Below are 16199 nucleotides of genomic sequence, written 5' to 3'. Positions count from 1 at the left end.
GAAATGAAGAAGAGGCTGGTCAGGCGTTCGCCGGCTTGCGGTAGGCGTAGTTCTTGTCGAGCCGCTCGAGCAGGTACTCGCCGTAGGTCACCGGCTCGTAGCGGGGCGGATGCTGCGCGTCGGTGCAGGTCGGCAGGCATTCGATCAGTGCGTCCATGCCGGGGTCGAGAAAGTAGGGCAGCGAATAGCGGTCGCCGCCCGAGCGGTTGATGACGCGGTGCGGCGTGGACACGAAGCGGTCGTTGGTCCAGCGCGCGAGCATGTCGCCGACGTTGAGCACGTAGGTGTCCGGAATCGGCGGCGCCTCGATCCAGTCGCCGCCGCGCGGGCGCACCTGCAGGCCCCCGGAGTCGTCCTGCGCGAGCAGCGTGACGATCCCGTAGTCGGTGTGGGGAGCCGAGCCCATCTGGTCGTCTTCGACCGGCGGCTGCGGGGGATAGTGCAACGCGCGCAGGAAGGTGGTGGGGTGGTCGAAGTGGTGGTCGAGCGCGGTGGCCTCCAGGCCCAGGCTCATCGCGACCAGGCGCACGATGTAGCGGCCGAGCGCGTCGACCTCGCTCACGTACTGCGTCATGGCAGGCTTGAAGCCCGGCAGCCACCCGGGCCACTGGTTCGGCCCCTGCATCGGCAGGCCGGCGAGAAGGCCCGCGTCGTCCGGCGGCAGCTCGTGCATGAGCATCAGCGACTCGCTCATGTTGGGCCGGGTGACCCTGGCCACCGAAGAGGTCACGATGGTCGAGGTGGCCATGCCCATGTAGCCGCGATGGAAGGCGTTGATCGCGAGGGAGCGCTTCTGCTCGAGGGTGGAGGCGTGGAACTCGCGCGAGGCCGCAAAGGCCGCATCGCGCGTGGCGCGCCGCACGGTGTGGCCCGCGATGTAGGCAAAGCCGATGGTGCTCAGCGCTTCGTGGAGCTGCAGGGCCGCCTTCCTGGCAGCGGGGACGGCCGGGTCGAGGTTGCCGCCGAGGTCGACAAGGGGAATGGAGTTCAGCATCGGGTGTCAGCGAGTCGGGTTGACGGAAGAACGGAGCTCGCCGCGCCATCGGCCCAGCAGCTCGTGCGAGTCCATGACCAGCCCCAGATGCAGCGACACCATCGCGAGCGCCGCGCCTTCCAGGTGCGCATCGGTGCCGCGCACCAGGTCGCGCAGCACGATCACGCGGTAGTTGCGGTTGTTGGCGTCGAAGGCCGTGTTGAGCACGCAGCAGTCCGTGAAGCCGCCGTTGAGCACCACCGTCTCGATGCGCTGGTTGCGCAGCAGGAAGTCGAGGTCGGTCGGGTAGAAGGCCGAGAGGCGCCGCTTGCTGTCCACGCGCATGTCGCCGGGCGCCACGCGCGTGACCCATTCGGTCCACTTCGAGCCTTCGATGGCGTGCGCGTCGGCGTTCGGAATCGGGCCCACGTGCAGCGGAAAGGTGCGGCGCCAGGCGGACGGAATGCCGTGGACGTCGTCCACGCCGCCGGGCCGCAGCACCGACCTGATGTGCACGATGCGCACGCCCAGCGCGCGCGCCGAATCATGAAAGCCGTCGATGGGCGCCACCACGTCGCGCGCCCGCGGGGCGGGGCAGGGGCAGTCGGGGCTGTCGTCCAGGTGGCCGCGGTGCATGTCGATGGACACCACCGCGGTGGTGGCCGGGTCCAGGTAGTCGGCGAACTGCACCGCGTCGAGCTCGCGCTCCTCGTTGTAGACCCAGGCCTTCATCGGCGTTCTTCCCGCACATAGGGTTGGCCCAGCGCACCGGGCTCTTCGTCGGCGCCGCGCCGCGAGAGCGCGACCCACACCATCACCCCGAGCGTCACCGCATAGGGCGTCATCATCACGAAGTACTGCGGCAGCTGCACGCCGGCCGCCGCGAGCTGCGGGATCAGCGCCTCGATGCAGCCGAACAGCAGCGCGCCCACGAGCGCCTTCCACGGCGACCAGCGCGCGAAGATCACCAGCCCCACCGCGATCCAGCCGCGCCCGCCGGTCATGCCCGCGATCCACAGCTTGGTGCTGACCACCGAGATGTAGGCGCCTGCCAGTCCCACCAGCGCCGAGCCCGCGAGCACCGCGGCCAGCCGCCACACGGTGACGCGGATGCCGGCCGCATCGGCCGCCTGCGGGTTCTCGCCCACCGCGCGCAGCCGCAGCCCGGCCGAGGTGCGCGAGAGAAACCACGCCACCGCGAGGAAGATCGGCAGCGTGAGCCAGACCATTGCGTTCTGCTCGAACAGCCGGCCGGCGCCGGGCAGGAGCGACAGCGGCCACAGCGCCATCGCGCCGATGCCTCCGGTGGCATGGTTGGTCCATTCGGCGAGCGAGCCGACCAGCGCCGTGAGGCCCTGGCAGAAGAACACCAGCGCGAGCCCCGCGATCACCTGGTTCACGCGCAGCCAGATCACCATCACCGCGAACAGCAGCGACACCGCGCTGGCCGCGAGCATCGCCAGCACCAGCGACACGGCCGGCTGCCCCATGGCGATCTGCGCGCCGATGCCCGCGAGCGCGCCCACGAGCATGAGGCCTTCGGCGCCGAGCGACAGCACGCCCGCGCGCTCGCTGATGATCAGGCCCAGCGCCGCGAGCGCATAGGGCACCGCGAAGTCGGGCGTGCTCGCGAGCCAGTTCAACACGATGCCGCCGCTCATTGCACTGCCTCCCCACCCACGCGGCGCAGCCGATGGCGAATGAAGAAATCGCTCGACGCCACGCACACCACGATGATGGCCTGGATCAGCTGCACCATCGAGAACGGCACCTGGTAGAACACCTGCAGGCTGCGGCCGGTGACGAACAGGGCCGCCACCAGCAGCGCCACCACGGTGGCCGCGAGCGGGTTGTTGCGCGCAAGAAAGGCAATCAGGATGCCCGAGAAGCCGTACCCCTGGTAGAAGGCCTGCGTGAGCCGCCCTTCCTGCCCGGAGGCCACCGCCAGGCCCGCGAGCCCGGCCATCGCGCCTGAGAGCAGCACGGCGCCGTAGATGGTGCGGCGCACCGGCACCCCATTGGCATGCGCCACGCGCGGATTGGCGTCGACGAAGCGCAGGTACAGCCCGGCGCGGCTCACGCCCACCAGCCACCATGCGAAGAGCGCCACCACGGCCGCGAGCACGATGGCGCTGCTCACGCCGGCGCCCAGTTCGGGCAGCCGCTCGAAGATGCGGAACTGCGGCGAGTAGGGGAAGTTGTCCTTCGGATCCTTCCAGCTGCCATAGACCAGGTGCAGCAGGAAGTTGGCCGCCATGTAGTTGAGCATCAGCGTGGAAATGATCTCGTTCACGCCGAGCCGGATCTTCAGCCACGCCGGCCCCAGCACCCAGAGCAGCCCGCAGCCGATGGCGGCCGCGAACATCAGCGGCAGGCGCAGCGGCTCGGGTCCGATCTGCCACATCGAGACGGCCGTCGCGCCGATGGCGCCCCAGATCATCTGGCCCTCGAGCCCCAGGTTCCAGAAGCGCGCGCGAAACGCCAGCGAGCCGGCCAGGCCCACGAGGATCATGGGTGCGGCCTGGAACAGCACGGCGCGAAAGTTCTGGCCGTCGAAGAAAGTCTGCATCACGAACTCGTTGGCGAGCTCGTCCGCGGGAACGCCGGCCGCCACCAGGATGGCGGCGGAAATCGCAAGGCCCGCAAGGAGCGCCGCCGCAAGGATCAGCGCCTGCCGCCGCCATCCCATGTGCTGGCGGATCTCCAGCGCATAGCGCCGGCGCGCCAGCGGCTGGCGCCGCGCCCGGAGCGCGGCATCCGGATCGGTCTGCGCCGGCTGCGCGATGGCCGCGAGCGTGGCGTCAACCATGGTCCACCATCGCCTGCCCGATCGCCTGCCGGTCGGCGGGCTGCGCGAACTCGCCGGCAATGCGCCCGCGCGTCATCACGCCCACGCGGTCGGCCAGCTGCAGCACCTCGTCGAGGTCTTCGCTGATCAGCAGCACCGCGGCGCCGCCGTCGCGCGCGGCGCGCAGGCGCGCATGCACCTCGGCGCTCGCGCGCACGTCGAGCCCGCGGCTCGGGCTGTGCGCGAGCACCAGCGAGGGCGCCTTGCCGAACTCGCGCGCGAGCACCAGCTTCTGCGCATTGCCGCCGGACAGCAGCGCGGCCTTCTGCGCCACCGAGCGCACCCCCAGCACATCGAAGGCGCGCACCGCTTCCTGCGTGTCGTCCTGGATGCGCCCGCGCCGCAGATGCCAGGCCGGGCCGTAGCGGCCGGTGTGCACGCGGCCGATGGCGTAGTTCTCGGCCACCGAAAGGCCACCGGCCAGCGCGAGCCCGTAGCGGTCGGCCGGGATCGCGGCAATGCCCACGTTGCGGCGCTCTGGTGCACTCATGGCCTTGAGGTCGCCGTGGCCGCTCAGGTGGATCTCGCCTTCGAGCGCACCGCCGGCATCCGGCAGGCCCATGATGGCGCCGGCCAGCTCGCCCTGTCCGTTGCCGCCGACACCGGCCAGGCCGTAGATTTCGCCCGCATGCAGTTCGAGCTCGACGCCGTCGAGCACGCGGCGGCCCTCGGGCGATGCCGCCGAGCGCAGGCCGCGCACCGTGAGCCGCACCGGGCCGCGCGGCGACTTCGCAGCCTGAAAACCCTGCGTGGCAATCGATTCGCCCACCGTGAGCTTCACGAGTTCGGCCACCGAGGTGGCGCCCGGCTCCAGCGTGGCCACCGTGCGGCCGCCGCGCATCACCGTCACGCGGTCGGCGTAGGTCTTCACGTCGGCCATCTTGTGCGTGACCAGCACCACGGCAGAGCCGCCGCGCGCGAGGCCTTGTACCGTCTGCAAGAGGCGCGCGGCCTCCTGGTCGGTGAGCACCGCGGTGGGCTCGTCGAGAATCAGGATGCGCGCGCCCGCCAGCAGCACCTTGAGAATCTCGACGCGCTGCTGCTCGGCAATCGAGAGCGCGTCGATGCGCTTCGATGGATCGATCTCGAAGCCCAGCTCCGAGGCCTTGTTGCGGATGTCGCGCGAGATCTCGCGCAGGCGCTCCCCGTGGCTCTGGAACTCGGCCGGCACCGGCGCGGTGAGCAGGATGTTCTGCGCCACCGTGAACGGCCGCACCAGCTTGAAATGCTGGTGGACCATGCCGATGCGGTGCCTGGCCGCATCGCGCGGTCCGGCAAAGCGCACCACGTTGTCGTCCACCAGCAGCCGGCCTGCCTCCGGCGCATAGAGCCCGGCCGCGATGTTCATCAGCGACGACTTGCCCGCGCCGTTCTCGCCCAGGAGCGCATGCACTTCGCCCCAGCGCGCTTCGAAGTGCGCGTCGGTCAGTGCCGCAAAGCCGTCGAAGGACTTGCGGATGCCGGTGAGCTCGAGCGCGTTGGGCATTGGCGTTGCCTTCTTTTCTTACTTCTGCGTCACCACGCCCTTGACGAACCAGTCCATCTTCCAGAGATCGGCATCCGACAGCACCGCGCCCTTGGCCACGCGCTCCTTGCCGTCGCGGTCGGCGAGCGGACCGGCGTAGACCTGCTTGCCCTTCATGATGGCGTCGCGCTCGGCCGTGATCTGCGCGGCCTTGTCCTTGGGCACCGCGGGGCCGAAGCCCGCGATGTCGGTGCCGCCGTCCTTCATCTCGATGAAGGCGCCGTACTGGCCGGGCTTCCAGTTGCCGGCCATGATCTTCTTGAGCTCGGGCGTCAGAAAGCGGTCCCACACCCACACCGACGAGCACAGCGTGGCCTTGGGCGCGAACTGGCGCAGGTCGCGGTGGTGGCCGGTGCCGTACACGCCGCGCTCCTGCGCCACGATCTGCGGCGTGGGCGAGTCGACGTGCTGGCCGATCACGTCGGCGCCCTGGTCGATCAGCGCGGCCGCGGCGGCGCGTTCCTTCACCGGGTCGTTCCAGGCGCCGGTGTAGATCACGTTGACCGTGGCGTTGGGGTTCATCTTCTGCGCACCGAGCGCGAAGGCGTTGATGGTCCAGTTCACCACGCCGAAGGGGTTGGCCGCGACGAAGCCGAGCTTGCCGGTCTTGGAGGCCGCGCCCGCGGCCATGCCGCAGAGATACTGGCTCTCGTAGGTGCGGCCGTAGAAGGATTCGAGGTTGCTGCCGTTGGTGGTGCCCGAGCCGTTGAGAAAAGCCACGCCGGGGTACTTGGCGGCCAGGTCCTTGAAGCTGTCGGAGTATCCGAAGGCGGTGCCGATCACGATGTTGGCGCCGCGCTGGATGAACTTCTCGGCCGCAGGCTTGATGGCCGATGCGTCTTCGGGCACGTTCTCGACGAACTGGATCTTCTGGCCGATCTCCTTCTCGACCTTCACGCGCGCTTCGTCGAAGGCCTGCGTCCAGCCGCCGTCGTTCTTCGGGCCGAAGTAGAGCATGGCGATCTTCGGCTTGTCCTTGAGCGTGAAGCCGTCGGCGGCCACGGCGGGCAGCGTGAACAGCGCGCCGCCGGCCGCGAGCGCCATGGCAAGGCCGGAGGTGAAGCCGTGAGTGGGAATGCGCAGCATGGAGCGACCTTTCGTGGGAAGCGTGTCGAGGGAGAGGGAAGGAAGAAGGAAGGGCGCGCCGCGTGCGTCACATCATGAAGTTGATGCGAAACACGTTGCCCTCGGGGTCGAGCAGCACCGACTGGTACCAGTTGTAGTAGGTGACGTACGGCGGCTTCACCAGCGTGGCGCCGGCGTCGAGCGCGACGGGCACCATGCGGTCGACGTCGTCCTTGCTGTCGACGTCGATGTTCAGCAGGAACTTCACGCCGGGTGTGTCGGAAAATTCGGCCAGGTGCAGCAACTCGTAGGCCTCGAGCGCGTTGAAGCCGAGGCTCGACTTGCCGGTGTCGAGCCCGCGAAAGATCGGCGATCGAATGGCCTCGATCTCTGGGAAGCCGAACACGCGCTGGTAGAAGCCGCTGAGCGCGACCACGTCCTTCGCAAAGACGTTCACGTAGGAGAGATGGGCCATGCTCAAGCCACGGCCTTGGTGCCGCCGAAGGTCGTCTGCTTGACGAATTTCGACGTGAGATGGTCGCCCGATGAAATGGGCGCGTACTTCGGCTGCTCGCCCGGTGCCAGGCAGCTCGGCAGGCACTCGACCATCGCGTCGTAGTTGGGCTGGTGAAAGAACACCAGCGACTGGCGGCGGTTGGTGCTGGCCACCTCGAAGGGCGGGTTGACCACGCGGTGCAGCGTCGACACCCACTGGTCGTTGGTCCACTGCATCATCAGGTCGGCAATGTTGACCACCAGGCCGCCCTGCACCTGCGGCACGTCGACCCACTGGCCCGCCTTGTTGAACACCTGCAGGCCCTTGTCGTCGGGCAGCACGATGGTGAGGCTGCCATAGTCGCTGTGCGCGCCCGCGCGCAGCTGGCCCGGCAGCGGCGCTTCGCGCTGCGGCGGATAGCTCAGCACGCGGAACATGCTGATGTGCCGGTCGATCTTGTCGTCGAAGAACGGCTCGGGCAGCGCAAGGCCGAGCGCGAAGATGCGCATCAGCGAGCGCGAGAGATCGCTCATCGCCTCGAAGTAGCTTTCATAGGCCTCGCGGAAACCGTCGATCGGCGGCCAGCTGTTGGGCTCGAAGTGCGGGCCGGCGGCAGGGCCGCGGTGGTAGTCGTCGTCCGGCACGTGGGAGGGGCCGATGGAAAACGATTCCTTCAGATCGCCGGGCGCGGCTTCTTCCAGGCTGTACGAAAGCCCTTCTTCGCCGACCGCGCTGTAGCCGCGCACCGCGTCTTCGCGCGGCCGGTCGACCTTGCGCTTCTCGGCCAGCGGCATGTCGAAGAACTGGCGCGAGAGCTGCGACACGCGCGCGATCAGCTCGGCGGGAATGCCATGGTTGGTGATGACGAGAAAGCCGATGCTGCGGCAGGCCTCGTCGACCTTTGTCGCAACCCCCGCCTTGCCTTCGGCCGTGCCGGCGAAGTAGGGCGCGAGATCGATGATGGGTACGGACAGCAGTGTGGTCATGTGTCGGTCCTCGTGCTTGGCATGCCTTTCGCCATGCAACGTCTGTGCCAGTTGGACCAAATGGACAAAACGCGTTGGCCGCGTCAGCATGGTGCGTGCCGGCGGCGCCCCGAGGCCGTCCTGGCGCAACGCGATGCACCGCGGCCTTACAGTGGTGCGCGTTGAAAGAATCAGCAATCGACGAAGCGAGGGAAGATGCCGAAGACCAAGGCGCTGGCCGCAGCCAGCAGCACGAAGAAGATCCCGGCCAAAAAAAGCCCGGTGACCATCCCGGTGAAGAGCCCGGCGCGCAAGCGCGCCAAACCCGCCGTGCGCAGCGCATCCGCGGTGAGCCGCAGGCTGCGCCAGATCGAGGACAAGCGCAGCGCCATCCTCGGCGCCGCGCTGGGCCTGTTCTCGCGCTTCGGATTGCATGGCACTTCGATCGACCAGGTGGCGGCGCGCGCCGATGTGTCCAAGAGCAACCTGCTCTACTACTTCGCGAACAAGGAGGAGCTGTACGTCAACGTGCTGCGCGACCTGCTCGCACTGTGGCTCGAGCCGCTGCGCGGCTTCAGTGCCGAGCAGGACCCGGGCGAAGCCATCGGCGGCTACATCCGCCGCAAGCTCGTGGTCTCGCGCGACCGGCCCGATGCATCGCGCCTGTTCTGCCTCGAAATGATCCAGGGCGCACCGCTCCTGCGCGACGAACTCGACCGCGAGCTGCGCACGCTGGTGGAGCGCAAGTCGGAGGTCATCCGTTCATGGATCGCAGCCGGCAAGCTCGCCCCGGTCGATCCGCACCACCTGATCTTCGCGCTCTGGGCCATCACGCAGCACTATGCGGATTTCGGCGTGCAGGTGCAGGCGCTGACGGGGCATACGCTGGAAGACGCGGCCTTCTTCGAGCAGACGGTGGAGAACGTGCAGCGCATCGTGCTGCAAGGAATCACGCCGCGTTAGGGACTTGCTCCCTCTCCCTCCGGGAGAGGGGAGAAGACGGGAGAGAGGGAAAAAAGAAGAGTCAGTGCGGCGGCGCCGCGATCTCGTGATACCGCCGATCGAAGTAGATGAGACTCTGCGCCGCGCCACCCATGGCAATCGCCAGCGCCTCGCAAAACAGCACGTCATGCGTACCCGCACTCGTAGCCTGCACCACGCGGCAGTCGAACGAGGCCGCGGCATCTTCGAGCACCGGCGAGCCCGTGGCCTTGCGGCTCCAGCGGCCCGCGGCAAAGCGCTCGTCCATCGGCGTCTTGCCGCCGAACAGGCCCGAGAGCGCTTGGTGCCCTGCGGCCAGCACGTTCACGCAGAGCACGCGGTTGGCCGTGAACGCGGGGTACACCGAGGCCGAACGGTTCAGGCACACCAGCAGCATCGGCGGCTCGTCGGTCACGCTGCACACGGCCGAGGCCGTGAAGCCGGCGCGGCCGGCCGGGCCGTCGGTGGTGATGATGTTGACCGCCGCGCCCAGCCGCGCCATGGCGTTGCGGTAGTCGGCCTTGGGCAGCGCGGGCGGCGCGCCGCTCGGCATGACGTGGTTGGATGCCATTGCGTTCAGCAGCATGAGGAGAAATTTCCGTGACGGGCTTCAGGCCAGGATGCAGGCTTCGTCGAAGGCGAGCCGCGGCAGGCGGCCGAACACCTTGGCCGGATCGCCATGGCCGAGGTTGATCAGGAAGTTGGCGCTCCAGTCGGTGCCCTCGAAGAACGCGGCGTCGACCTTCGCCTTGTCGAAGCCCGACATCGGCCCGGCGTCGAGCCCCACCGCGCGCGCGGCGAGCAGCAGGTAGGCCGCCTGCAGGCTGGCGTTGCGAAAGGCGGTTTCGTGCGCGGCCTCGGGGCTGCCGGTGAACCAGCTGCGCGCGTCGGCATGCGGGAACAGCGTGGGCAGCTTGTCGTAGAACCTGCGGTCCCACGCGGCAATCACCGTGACGGGAGCCGCCATGGTCTTGTCGAGGTTGCCCTTGGAAAGCGCCGGCGCGAGGCGCTGCTTGCCTTCGGGCGTGCGAACGAACACGAAGCGCGCGGGCGAGCAGTTGGCCGAGGTCGGTCCCATGCAGGCCAGCGCGTAGATCCGGCGGACCTGCGCGTCGGTCACGGGCTCGGCAGTCCAGCCGTTGTGGCTGCGCGCCTCGGTAAAAAGAAGTGCCAGTGCGGCATCGTCGAGGGCTGGGGTCTTGGTCATGCGAGAACGCCGGGTGCGCTGACCCGGGTGAGAAAGTCGAGCAGGCTGCGGTTGAAGGCGCCGGCCTCGGTCACGCTGTGCGCGTGGCCGCCGTGCGGCATGAAGTGGAGCGTGACGTCGTGCAGGCCATCGGCCAGGCGCTGCGAGCAGGTCCACGGCACCAGGGCGTCGTCCATGGCGGCGGCCACCAGCGAGGGCACGGAGATGTCGCCAAGGCGCGCGTCGACGTCGAAGGCACGCAGCGCGCCGATGCGTGCGCGCATGTTGGCTTCGCCCGGGAAGTGCGCAAACGCATGGTCGACCTCGTCGGCCACGCGCTGCGCATGTTCCGCGCACCAGGCGGCGGGGTACAGGAAGATCGGCTGCGCTTCGACATACGCGCGCGGGCCGCAGGCATCGAGCAGCGCGAGCCGCGCATCGAAGCAGCGTGCCGAATGCGGATTGGGCTTCGACCACGCATTGACCAGCACCAGGCTTGCCACGCGCGAGGGCTCGTCGAGCGCCAGCTGCAGGCCGACGAGCCCGCCCAGCGCATGGCCCACCAGGTGGCAGCGCGGCGTCGACGTGGCGTCGAGAATCCGCACCACGTCGCGTGCCATGTCGGCGATGGCGTAGCCCGCGTTCAGCGCGGCGGGGCTGCGGCCCGTGCCGCGCTGGTCGTACGCAATCACGCGATGGCCCGCTTCGACCAGCGCGCCAAGCTGCGGTTGCCAGAAGGCGGCCGAACCGCCGAGGCCCGACGACAGCAGCACCGCCTCGCCGTCGGCCGGCCCATGCACTTCGTAGTGCAGCGGCATGCTCAGGCCTTGTTGCCGACGTGGGCGATCGACGCGATCTCGACCAGCGCATCGGGCTTCACCAGGCCGCACTGGATGCAATAGCGCGCGGGCTTGGTGCCCGGAAAGAACTCGGCGTACACCGCGTTGACCTTCGCGTAGTCGGCCCAGTCCTTGATCATGATCATGTTGAAGGTCACGTCGTCCATGGTGCCGCCGGCCGTCCTGATCACGTTCTGGATCGTCTCGAGCACGTGGCGCGTCTGCGCGGAGGCGTCGCCCACGTGGACCACGTTGTTGTCCTTGTCGAAGGGCAGCGTGCCCGACACGTAGACGATGCCGTCGGCCATGGTGCCGGGCACGAACGGGGCGATCGGGGTGGTGGTTCCGGCCGGGATGATGGCTTGCTTGGGCATGGGAGCTCCTTCCTGTGGGTTGAACGATGGAATCAGGCGGCGAGCGCAAGGCTCGGCGCGGGCTGCCCGGCGGCGGCCGGCGCGAAGCTGCGCACGAAGTCATCGACGGTGGAGACCCAGCCGAAGAAGGTCTCGACGTTGTAGACCGATGCCTTCTGGATGGCCGCGCCGCCAAGCTCGTGCGTGGCGTCTTCCAGCATCACGGCGAAGTACTCGAGGTGGAAGGCATCGCGCAAGGTCGACTCCACGCACACGTTGGTCGCGATACCGGTGAACACCAGGTGGCGGATGCCGCGTGCGCGCAGCGTGCTGTCGAGCGTGCTGTTGAAGAAGCCGCTGTAGCGCGTCTTGGGCACCACGATGTCGCCGGGCTGCGGCTTCATCTCGGCAATGAGCTCGTAGTCCCAGCCGCCCTTGGCGAGGAACTTGCCCTGCAGCTCGGGCCTGGCGCGCATGGTCTTGAGCGCGTTCGACTTGTGCCAGTTGGGCGAGCCCGGCCCGCCGGCTTCGACGTAGGCGGCGTCCCAGCCGTTCTGCAGGAACACCACCAGCATGCCGGCCGCACGCGCCGCCGCAATGGTGCGCGCGATGTTGGCAATGGTGCCCTGCGCACCGGAAATATCGAAGCCGGCCGAATCGACATAGCCGCCGATCGAGGCATAGGCGTTCTGCATGTCGACCACGATCAGCGCCGAGTCGGTGGCATGCAGCGCGAGCGGCTCGGGCCGCGCGGGCAGCACCTGCGGTGCCGGGGCGCCGGGCAGGCGCGGCGCGCCGACGGGGGTGTTCGATGTGAGGGTGGTGTTGCGTGCTGGAGTGCTCACGTGACGCTCCTGCTCAGGCCGCAAGGCGCTCGGGTTCGGCCTGCGACGGCACGGGGCTCTGCACGTGCGCGCGGCTTCTCATCAGCGGCTGGATGCGTTCGCCGAAGGCCTCCACGCCCTGCACGAAGTCGTCGAAGGTCAGCAGCACGCCCTCGGTGCCCGGCACCTCGGCCATCTCGTCGAGCAGGCGCGCGACGGTGGCGTAGGAGCCGACCAGCGTGCCCATGTTGATGTTGACGGCCGAGGTCGGGTCGGTCATCTGGCGCACGTTGGTGTCGGCGCCCGACTTGGTGTCGGCCGCGCCCTGCTGGCCCAGCCAGGCAATGGCCTCGTGGTCGGCGCCGGCCTTGTAGTGCTCCCACTTGGCCCGCGCGGCCTCGTCGGTTTCGTCGGCAATCACCATCATCAGCACGTAGGTGGTGACGTGGCGGCCCGTTTTGCGCGTGGCCTCGATGAGCTTCTCGGCCGCGGGCGCAAAGGCCTTGGGCGTGTTCACGCCCTTGCCGAAGCAGAAGTTGTAGTCGGCGTACTTGGCCGAGAAGTCCATGCCCGCATCGCTCTGGCCCGCGCAGATCACCTTCATGTCGGCCTGCGGCCGGGGGCTCAGGCGGCAGTCGTCCATCTTGAAATGGTCGCCCTTGAAGTCCGACTGGCCGGTGCCCCAGAGGTCGCGCAGCACCTGGATGTATTCGGAGAGGTACTGGTAGCGCGTGCCGAAGAACTGGTCGCCAGGCCACATGCCCATCTGCGAATACTCGGGCCGCTGCCAGCCGGTGACGAGGTTGAGGCCGAAGCGGCCGTTGGAGATGGAATCGATGGTCGACGCCATGCGCGCGACGATGGCCGGCGGCATCACCAGCGAGGCGGCGGTGGCAAAGAGCTTGATCTTCGTGGTCACCGCCGCGAGCCCGGCCATCAGCGTGAACGATTCGAGGTTGTGGTCCCAGAACTCGGTCTTGCCGCCAAAGCCGCGCAGCTTGATCATGGAAAGCACAAAGTCCACGCCGTAGCGCTCGGCCGCCAGCGTGATCTCCTTGTTGAGTTCGAAACTGGGCTTGTACTGCGGCGCGTTCTCGGAGAGCAGCCAGCCGTTGTTGCCGATGGGAATGAAGATGCCAACGTTCATGCAGAAGCTCCTGTTGCGGGTTCGCAAAGCCCTATGCATGGCCCGTGCCAATTCAGGAAGTCGTTTGAAATCAACAACTTGACTGTATTTGAATGTTTTAGTTTGACCATTTGGTCCAAAGTGGAGCAAGCGAACCGTCCGCCCTGCGGCAGCACGGTGCGCCGCAAGGCCAAAGCGGTGCAGCCCCCGCGTCATGGATCGCGCGGCAAAATCACCCCATGTCCAAGACTCCACTCCGCGCCGCCGCGGCCATCGGCGGCACTGCCGACGACATCGAAGCGGCCTTCTACGAAGCGCTGCAGCGCGGCGACATCGATGCCCTGATGGCGTGCTGGGCCGACGAGGACGAGGTGTTCTGCGTGCATCCCGGCGGCCCCCGGCTGGTGGGTGCCACCGCGATCCGCGCGGCCTTCGAGCAGATGTTCGGCAACGGCGCCATCCATGCGACGCCGGCGCGCGTGCGCAAGATCGAGTCGCTGGCGAGCGCGGTGCACAACGTGCTGGAGCGCATCGAGGTGCTCACGGCCGAAGGGCCCAAGCATGCCTTCGTGCTGGCCACCAACGTCTATCACAAGACCGTCGAAGGCTGGCGCCTGGTGGCGCACCATGCAAGCCCCGGCAGCGCGCGCGAGCCCAGCGAGGCGAACGATCTGCCCCAGACCCTGCACTGAAGCGACGCAATGCCCGCCGCCGCCTCATCTTCATCCACCTTGCATGCGGCCATGGGCTACATGGCGCCGCGCTGGCTGCCCGGCGGTAACCTGCAGACCATCTGGCCGGCGCTCTATGCCCGCCGTTTCGACGGGTCGGCGCCGGCGTACCGCCGCGAGCGCTGGACCGCGCCCGACGGCGACTTCATCGACGTCGATTTCGCCGATGCGGCCTTGCCCGGCCCGCAGCCGCTGCTGGTGCTGTTCCACGGGCTGGAGGGCTCCTCCCGCAGCCACTATGCGGAAGCTTTCGCGGCCTTTGCCGCCGGGCAGGGCATGGCCTACGCGGTGCCGCATTTCCGGGGCTGCAGCGGCGAGATGAACCTGGCGCCGCGCGCCTACCACTCGGGCGACTACGAGGAGATCGGCTGGATCCTGCAGCGCATGCACGACCAGCACGCGCTCCATGGCGGCGGCCCCGTGCTGGCCGTGGGCGTCTCGCTCGGCGGCAATGCGCTGCTGCGCTGGGCCTGCGAGGCCGGCGACACGGCCCGCGACTCGGTGAATGCGGTGGCCTCGGTGTCTGCGCCGCTCGATCTGGCGGCCGGCGGCGCCGCCATTGGCCGCGGCTTCAACCGGCTGGTCTACACCCGCATGTTCCTGGCGACCATGAAGCCCAAGGCGCTGGCCAAGCTGGCGCAGTTTCCCGGCCTGTTCGACCGCGAGCAGCTGCTTGCGGCGCGGGATCTCTACGCCTTCGACGACGTGTTCACCGCACCGCTGCACGGCTTTCGCAACACCGACGACTACTGGGCCCGGGGCTCGTCCAAGCCGCACCTGAGCGCGATCCGCGTGCCCACGCTGGTGGTGAATGCGCTCAACGATCCGTTCATTCCGGCATGGAGCCTGCCCGGCCCCGACGAGGTCGGCCCGTACGTCACGCTGTGGCAGCCCGCGCATGGCGGCCACGTGGGCTTTCCGCTCGGGCTGCCGCCCGGCCATGTGCGCGACATGCCCGAGCGCGTGGGCGGCTGGCTGGCCGGGTTTGCACCATCCAATCCGCCGCAGGCGCGAGCACAATAGCTTTCATGGACGACATCGTTAAACAGGCGCTCGCCAAGTGGCCCAACGTGCCGCACTGCTACGGCTGGCTCGGCCTGGACGCGCGCGGCAACTGGTACATGCGCGACGACGGCACGCAGGCCGAGGGCCCTTTCCCCACGTCCAAGGGCTCGATGCTGCGGCACGAGAAGCTGATCGACTTCATCCAGCGCAACTACGACCACGACGACGAGGGCCAGTGGTTCTTCCAGAACGGCCCCCAGCGCGTGTACGTCGAACTGGAGGCCGCGCCTTTCGTCTGGCGCATTGCCGACGACAACGGCTTTGCCGTCACGGCCCACACCGGGCAGGCGGCGGGCGACATCTCGGCCTGCCTGCTCGACGAGCAGGGCCGCCTCTTCCTTGCCGCGCCCATCGGGCTCGGGCTGGTCCATACGCAGGACGTGGGCCTTGCCGCCGAAGCCGTGGAGCAGGGCCTGTGGACGCCCGAGCCGGTGCACGCGGGCGACCTTCCGCAGCGCTTCGACCATGTGCTGAGCCCGGCGGCGAGCCGGCTTGCCATGCTATTAAAAGAATAGCTGAGTTGGCGGCGGACATGAAAAAGCCGGCTCGAAGCCGGCTTTTTCTTTGGGCGTGGCCCGGTTACTTGCTTGCAGCCGCTGCGGGCGCCGAAGCGGCGCCGTCGGCGGGTGCCGCTGCCGCTGCGGGACGCTCGGGCACCGCGAACTTGGCGCCGCCGGCATTGGCCATGTAGACCACGGCACGGCCGATTTCGAGGTCTTCGAAGTCGCCGCCGCCCTGGGCCGGCATGGCGCCCTTGCCATGCAGGGCATGGTCGAGCAGCGTTTCGTAGCCCTGGCCGATGCGCGGGCCCCAGGCTGCGGCGTCGTTCAGGTGCGGAGCGCCGGGAATGCCGGGCGCGCCGTGGCAGGCCGCGCACTGCGCCTTGAAGACGGCATCGCCGGCAGCGAGCGGGCGGTTGGCGTCGCGGATCTCGATGGCGCCGACCTTCTTGAGCCGTTCGGCCACTTCGCGGTCGCGCGTGTCCTGCGACACGCCGTAGAGCGACATGTTGTCGCCCTCGGACGTGCCCGCGGGCTTGTTGGCCGAAACCACATAGGCCACAAGGCCCACGATGATCAGGATGGGTGCGACGAAGGAGAAAAATACCGCCAGCAGCAGTTGCTTCGGGTTCTTGATCGGGCCGGTGTGGGCGTCTTCTGTGGCCTGGTAGTGCGGGTCTGCGCTCATTGGCGTCCTCAATAACGGGGGCTCGTCGGGGGGC

General features: G+C 68.5%; 19 protein-coding genes. 4 read left to right on the top strand and 15 right to left on the bottom strand.

Annotation, left to right across the window (positions count from 1 at the left end):
• Window positions 1-19: 19 nt before the first annotated feature.
• The 8 genes from VAPA_RS24655 to VAPA_RS24620 form a co-directional block, all read right to left on the bottom strand.
• Window positions 20-994: an isopenicillin N synthase family dioxygenase gene (locus VAPA_RS24655; protein ID WP_021012726.1), complete on the bottom strand. Its 975-nt coding sequence runs from the start codon at window positions 992-994 to the stop codon at window positions 20-22.
• Between the two features lie 6 nt (window positions 995-1000).
• Window positions 1001-1705 (bottom strand): cysteine hydrolase family protein, encoded by a 705-nt coding sequence (locus tag VAPA_RS24650; RefSeq protein WP_021012725.1) that lies wholly within the window; start codon window positions 1703-1705, stop codon window positions 1001-1003.
• Complete coding sequence (locus tag VAPA_RS24645) at window positions 1702-2634, bottom strand: ABC transporter permease (RefSeq protein WP_021012724.1); 933 nt, start codon at window positions 2632-2634, stop codon at window positions 1702-1704. The genes VAPA_RS24650 and VAPA_RS24645 overlap by 4 nt, the downstream gene beginning before the upstream one ends.
• Complete coding sequence (locus tag VAPA_RS24640) at window positions 2631-3782, bottom strand: ABC transporter permease (protein ID WP_041946234.1); 1152 nt, start codon at window positions 3780-3782, stop codon at window positions 2631-2633. The genes VAPA_RS24645 and VAPA_RS24640 overlap by 4 nt, the downstream gene beginning before the upstream one ends.
• Window positions 3775-5307: an ABC transporter ATP-binding protein gene (locus VAPA_RS24635; protein WP_021012722.1), complete on the bottom strand. Its 1533-nt coding sequence runs from the start codon at window positions 5305-5307 to the stop codon at window positions 3775-3777. Before VAPA_RS24635 ends, VAPA_RS24640 begins: the two co-directional genes overlap by 8 nt.
• 18 nt (window positions 5308-5325) lie before the next feature.
• On the bottom strand, window positions 5326-6432 hold the full coding sequence (locus tag VAPA_RS24630; protein ID WP_021012721.1) for a BMP family ABC transporter substrate-binding protein: 1107 nt from the start codon (window positions 6430-6432) through the stop codon (window positions 5326-5328).
• A 67-nt stretch (window positions 6433-6499) separates the two neighbouring features.
• Window positions 6500-6886 (bottom strand): VOC family protein, encoded by a 387-nt coding sequence (locus VAPA_RS24625; protein WP_021012720.1) that lies wholly within the window; start codon window positions 6884-6886, stop codon window positions 6500-6502.
• Window positions 6887-6888: 2 nt separating this feature from the next.
• Complete coding sequence (locus VAPA_RS24620; RefSeq protein WP_021012719.1) at window positions 6889-7893, bottom strand: isopenicillin N synthase family dioxygenase; 1005 nt, start codon at window positions 7891-7893, stop codon at window positions 6889-6891.
• A 195-nt stretch (window positions 7894-8088) separates the two neighbouring features.
• On the opposite strand from VAPA_RS24620, the gene rutR reads away from it, so the two are divergent.
• A complete protein-coding gene (rutR, locus tag VAPA_RS24615) occupies window positions 8089-8835 on the top strand; it encodes an HTH-type transcriptional regulator RutR (RefSeq protein ID WP_021012718.1) in 747 nt (248 codons plus the stop codon).
• Between the two features lie 61 nt (window positions 8836-8896).
• On the opposite strand, the gene rutF is transcribed toward rutR, so the two are convergent.
• Genes rutF through rutA form a run of 6 tightly spaced genes read right to left on the bottom strand, consistent with a single transcriptional unit; the run spans window position 8897 to window position 13202 of the window.
• On the bottom strand, window positions 8897-9439 hold the full coding sequence (gene rutF / locus VAPA_RS24610; RefSeq protein ID WP_021012717.1) for an NADH-dependent FMN reductase RutF: 543 nt from the start codon (window positions 9437-9439) through the stop codon (window positions 8897-8899).
• Window positions 9440-9463: 24 nt separating this feature from the next.
• Window positions 9464-10060, bottom strand: coding sequence for a malonic semialdehyde reductase (locus tag VAPA_RS24605; RefSeq protein WP_021012716.1), 597 nt, complete (start codon window positions 10058-10060; stop codon window positions 9464-9466).
• Window positions 10057-10857 (bottom strand): pyrimidine utilization protein D, encoded by an 801-nt coding sequence (gene rutD, locus VAPA_RS24600; RefSeq protein WP_041946233.1) that lies wholly within the window; start codon window positions 10855-10857, stop codon window positions 10057-10059. The genes VAPA_RS24605 and rutD overlap by 4 nt, the downstream gene beginning before the upstream one ends.
• A 2-nt stretch (window positions 10858-10859) precedes the next feature.
• Window positions 10860-11252, bottom strand: a complete 393-nt coding sequence (gene rutC, locus VAPA_RS24595) for a pyrimidine utilization protein C (RefSeq protein ID WP_021012714.1) — start codon at window positions 11250-11252, stop codon at window positions 10860-10862.
• A gap of 32 nt (window positions 11253-11284) precedes the next feature.
• Window positions 11285-12076, bottom strand: coding sequence for a pyrimidine utilization protein B (gene rutB, locus VAPA_RS24590; RefSeq protein WP_021012713.1), 792 nt, complete (start codon window positions 12074-12076; stop codon window positions 11285-11287).
• Between the two features lie 13 nt (window positions 12077-12089).
• On the bottom strand, window positions 12090-13202 hold the full coding sequence (gene rutA, locus VAPA_RS24585) for a pyrimidine utilization protein A (RefSeq protein ID WP_021012712.1): 1113 nt from the start codon (window positions 13200-13202) through the stop codon (window positions 12090-12092).
• A gap of 218 nt (window positions 13203-13420) precedes the next feature.
• On the opposite strand from rutA, the gene VAPA_RS24580 reads away from it, so the two are divergent.
• From VAPA_RS24580 to VAPA_RS24570, 3 genes are read left to right on the top strand one after another with little or no spacing between them, the layout of a single operon-like run.
• On the top strand, window positions 13421-13873 hold the full coding sequence (locus tag VAPA_RS24580; RefSeq protein ID WP_021012711.1) for a YybH family protein: 453 nt from the start codon (window positions 13421-13423) through the stop codon (window positions 13871-13873).
• 51 nt (window positions 13874-13924) lie between these two features.
• Window positions 13925-14935 (top strand): YheT family hydrolase, encoded by a 1011-nt coding sequence (locus VAPA_RS24575; RefSeq protein WP_041946600.1) that lies wholly within the window; start codon window positions 13925-13927, stop codon window positions 14933-14935.
• Window positions 14936-14940: 5 nt separating this feature from the next.
• Window positions 14941-15492, top strand: a complete 552-nt coding sequence (locus VAPA_RS24570; RefSeq protein ID WP_021012709.1) for a DUF2946 family protein — start codon at window positions 14941-14943, stop codon at window positions 15490-15492.
• A gap of 64 nt (window positions 15493-15556) precedes the next feature.
• On the opposite strand, the gene VAPA_RS24565 is transcribed toward VAPA_RS24570, so the two are convergent.
• Window positions 15557-16165 carry a c-type cytochrome gene (locus VAPA_RS24565; RefSeq protein WP_021012708.1) on the bottom strand — a complete coding sequence of 203 codons (609 nt, stop codon included), beginning with the start codon at window positions 16163-16165 and terminating at the stop codon, window positions 15557-15559.
• Window positions 16166-16199 lie beyond the last annotated feature (34 nt).

The sequence above is a fragment of the Variovorax paradoxus B4 genome, from assembly GCF_000463015.1.
Taxonomy (GTDB): Bacteria; Pseudomonadota; Gammaproteobacteria; order Burkholderiales; family Burkholderiaceae_C; genus Variovorax; species Variovorax paradoxus_E.
The sequence above is the reverse complement of the archived record's forward strand: the minus strand, read 5'-3'. Positions and strand labels throughout refer to the sequence as shown.

Coding starts and splice junctions, on each gene's coding strand:
- VAPA_RS24655 (WP_021012726.1), bottom strand. CDS start 994: ATGCTGAACTCCATTCCCCTTGTCGACCTCGGCGGCAACCTCGACCCG.
- VAPA_RS24650 (WP_021012725.1), bottom strand. CDS start 1,705: ATGAAGGCCTGGGTCTACAACGAGGAGCGCGAGCTCGACGCGGTGCAG.
- VAPA_RS24645 (WP_021012724.1), bottom strand. CDS start 2,634: ATGAGCGGCGGCATCGTGTTGAACTGGCTCGCGAGCACGCCCGACTTC.
- VAPA_RS24640 (WP_041946234.1), bottom strand. CDS start 3,782: ATGGTTGACGCCACGCTCGCGGCCATCGCGCAGCCGGCGCAGACCGAT.
- VAPA_RS24635 (WP_021012722.1), bottom strand. CDS start 5,307: ATGCCCAACGCGCTCGAGCTCACCGGCATCCGCAAGTCCTTCGACGGC.
- VAPA_RS24630 (WP_021012721.1), bottom strand. CDS start 6,432: ATGCTGCGCATTCCCACTCACGGCTTCACCTCCGGCCTTGCCATGGCG.
- VAPA_RS24625 (WP_021012720.1), bottom strand. CDS start 6,886: ATGGCCCATCTCTCCTACGTGAACGTCTTTGCGAAGGACGTGGTCGCG.
- VAPA_RS24620 (WP_021012719.1), bottom strand. CDS start 7,893: ATGACCACACTGCTGTCCGTACCCATCATCGATCTCGCGCCCTACTTC.
- rutR (WP_021012718.1), top strand. CDS start 8,089: ATGCCGAAGACCAAGGCGCTGGCCGCAGCCAGCAGCACGAAGAAGATC.
- rutF (WP_021012717.1), bottom strand. CDS start 9,439: ATGCTGCTGAACGCAATGGCATCCAACCACGTCATGCCGAGCGGCGCG.
- VAPA_RS24605 (WP_021012716.1), bottom strand. CDS start 10,060: ATGACCAAGACCCCAGCCCTCGACGATGCCGCACTGGCACTTCTTTTT.
- rutD (WP_041946233.1), bottom strand. CDS start 10,857: ATGCCGCTGCACTACGAAGTGCATGGGCCGGCCGACGGCGAGGCGGTG.
- rutC (WP_021012714.1), bottom strand. CDS start 11,252: ATGCCCAAGCAAGCCATCATCCCGGCCGGAACCACCACCCCGATCGCC.
- rutA (WP_021012712.1), bottom strand. CDS start 13,202: ATGAACGTTGGCATCTTCATTCCCATCGGCAACAACGGCTGGCTGCTC.
- VAPA_RS24580 (WP_021012711.1), top strand. CDS start 13,421: ATGTCCAAGACTCCACTCCGCGCCGCCGCGGCCATCGGCGGCACTGCC.
- VAPA_RS24575 (WP_041946600.1), top strand. CDS start 13,925: ATGGGCTACATGGCGCCGCGCTGGCTGCCCGGCGGTAACCTGCAGACC.
- VAPA_RS24570 (WP_021012709.1), top strand. CDS start 14,941: ATGGACGACATCGTTAAACAGGCGCTCGCCAAGTGGCCCAACGTGCCG.
- VAPA_RS24565 (WP_021012708.1), bottom strand. CDS start 16,165: ATGAGCGCAGACCCGCACTACCAGGCCACAGAAGACGCCCACACCGGC.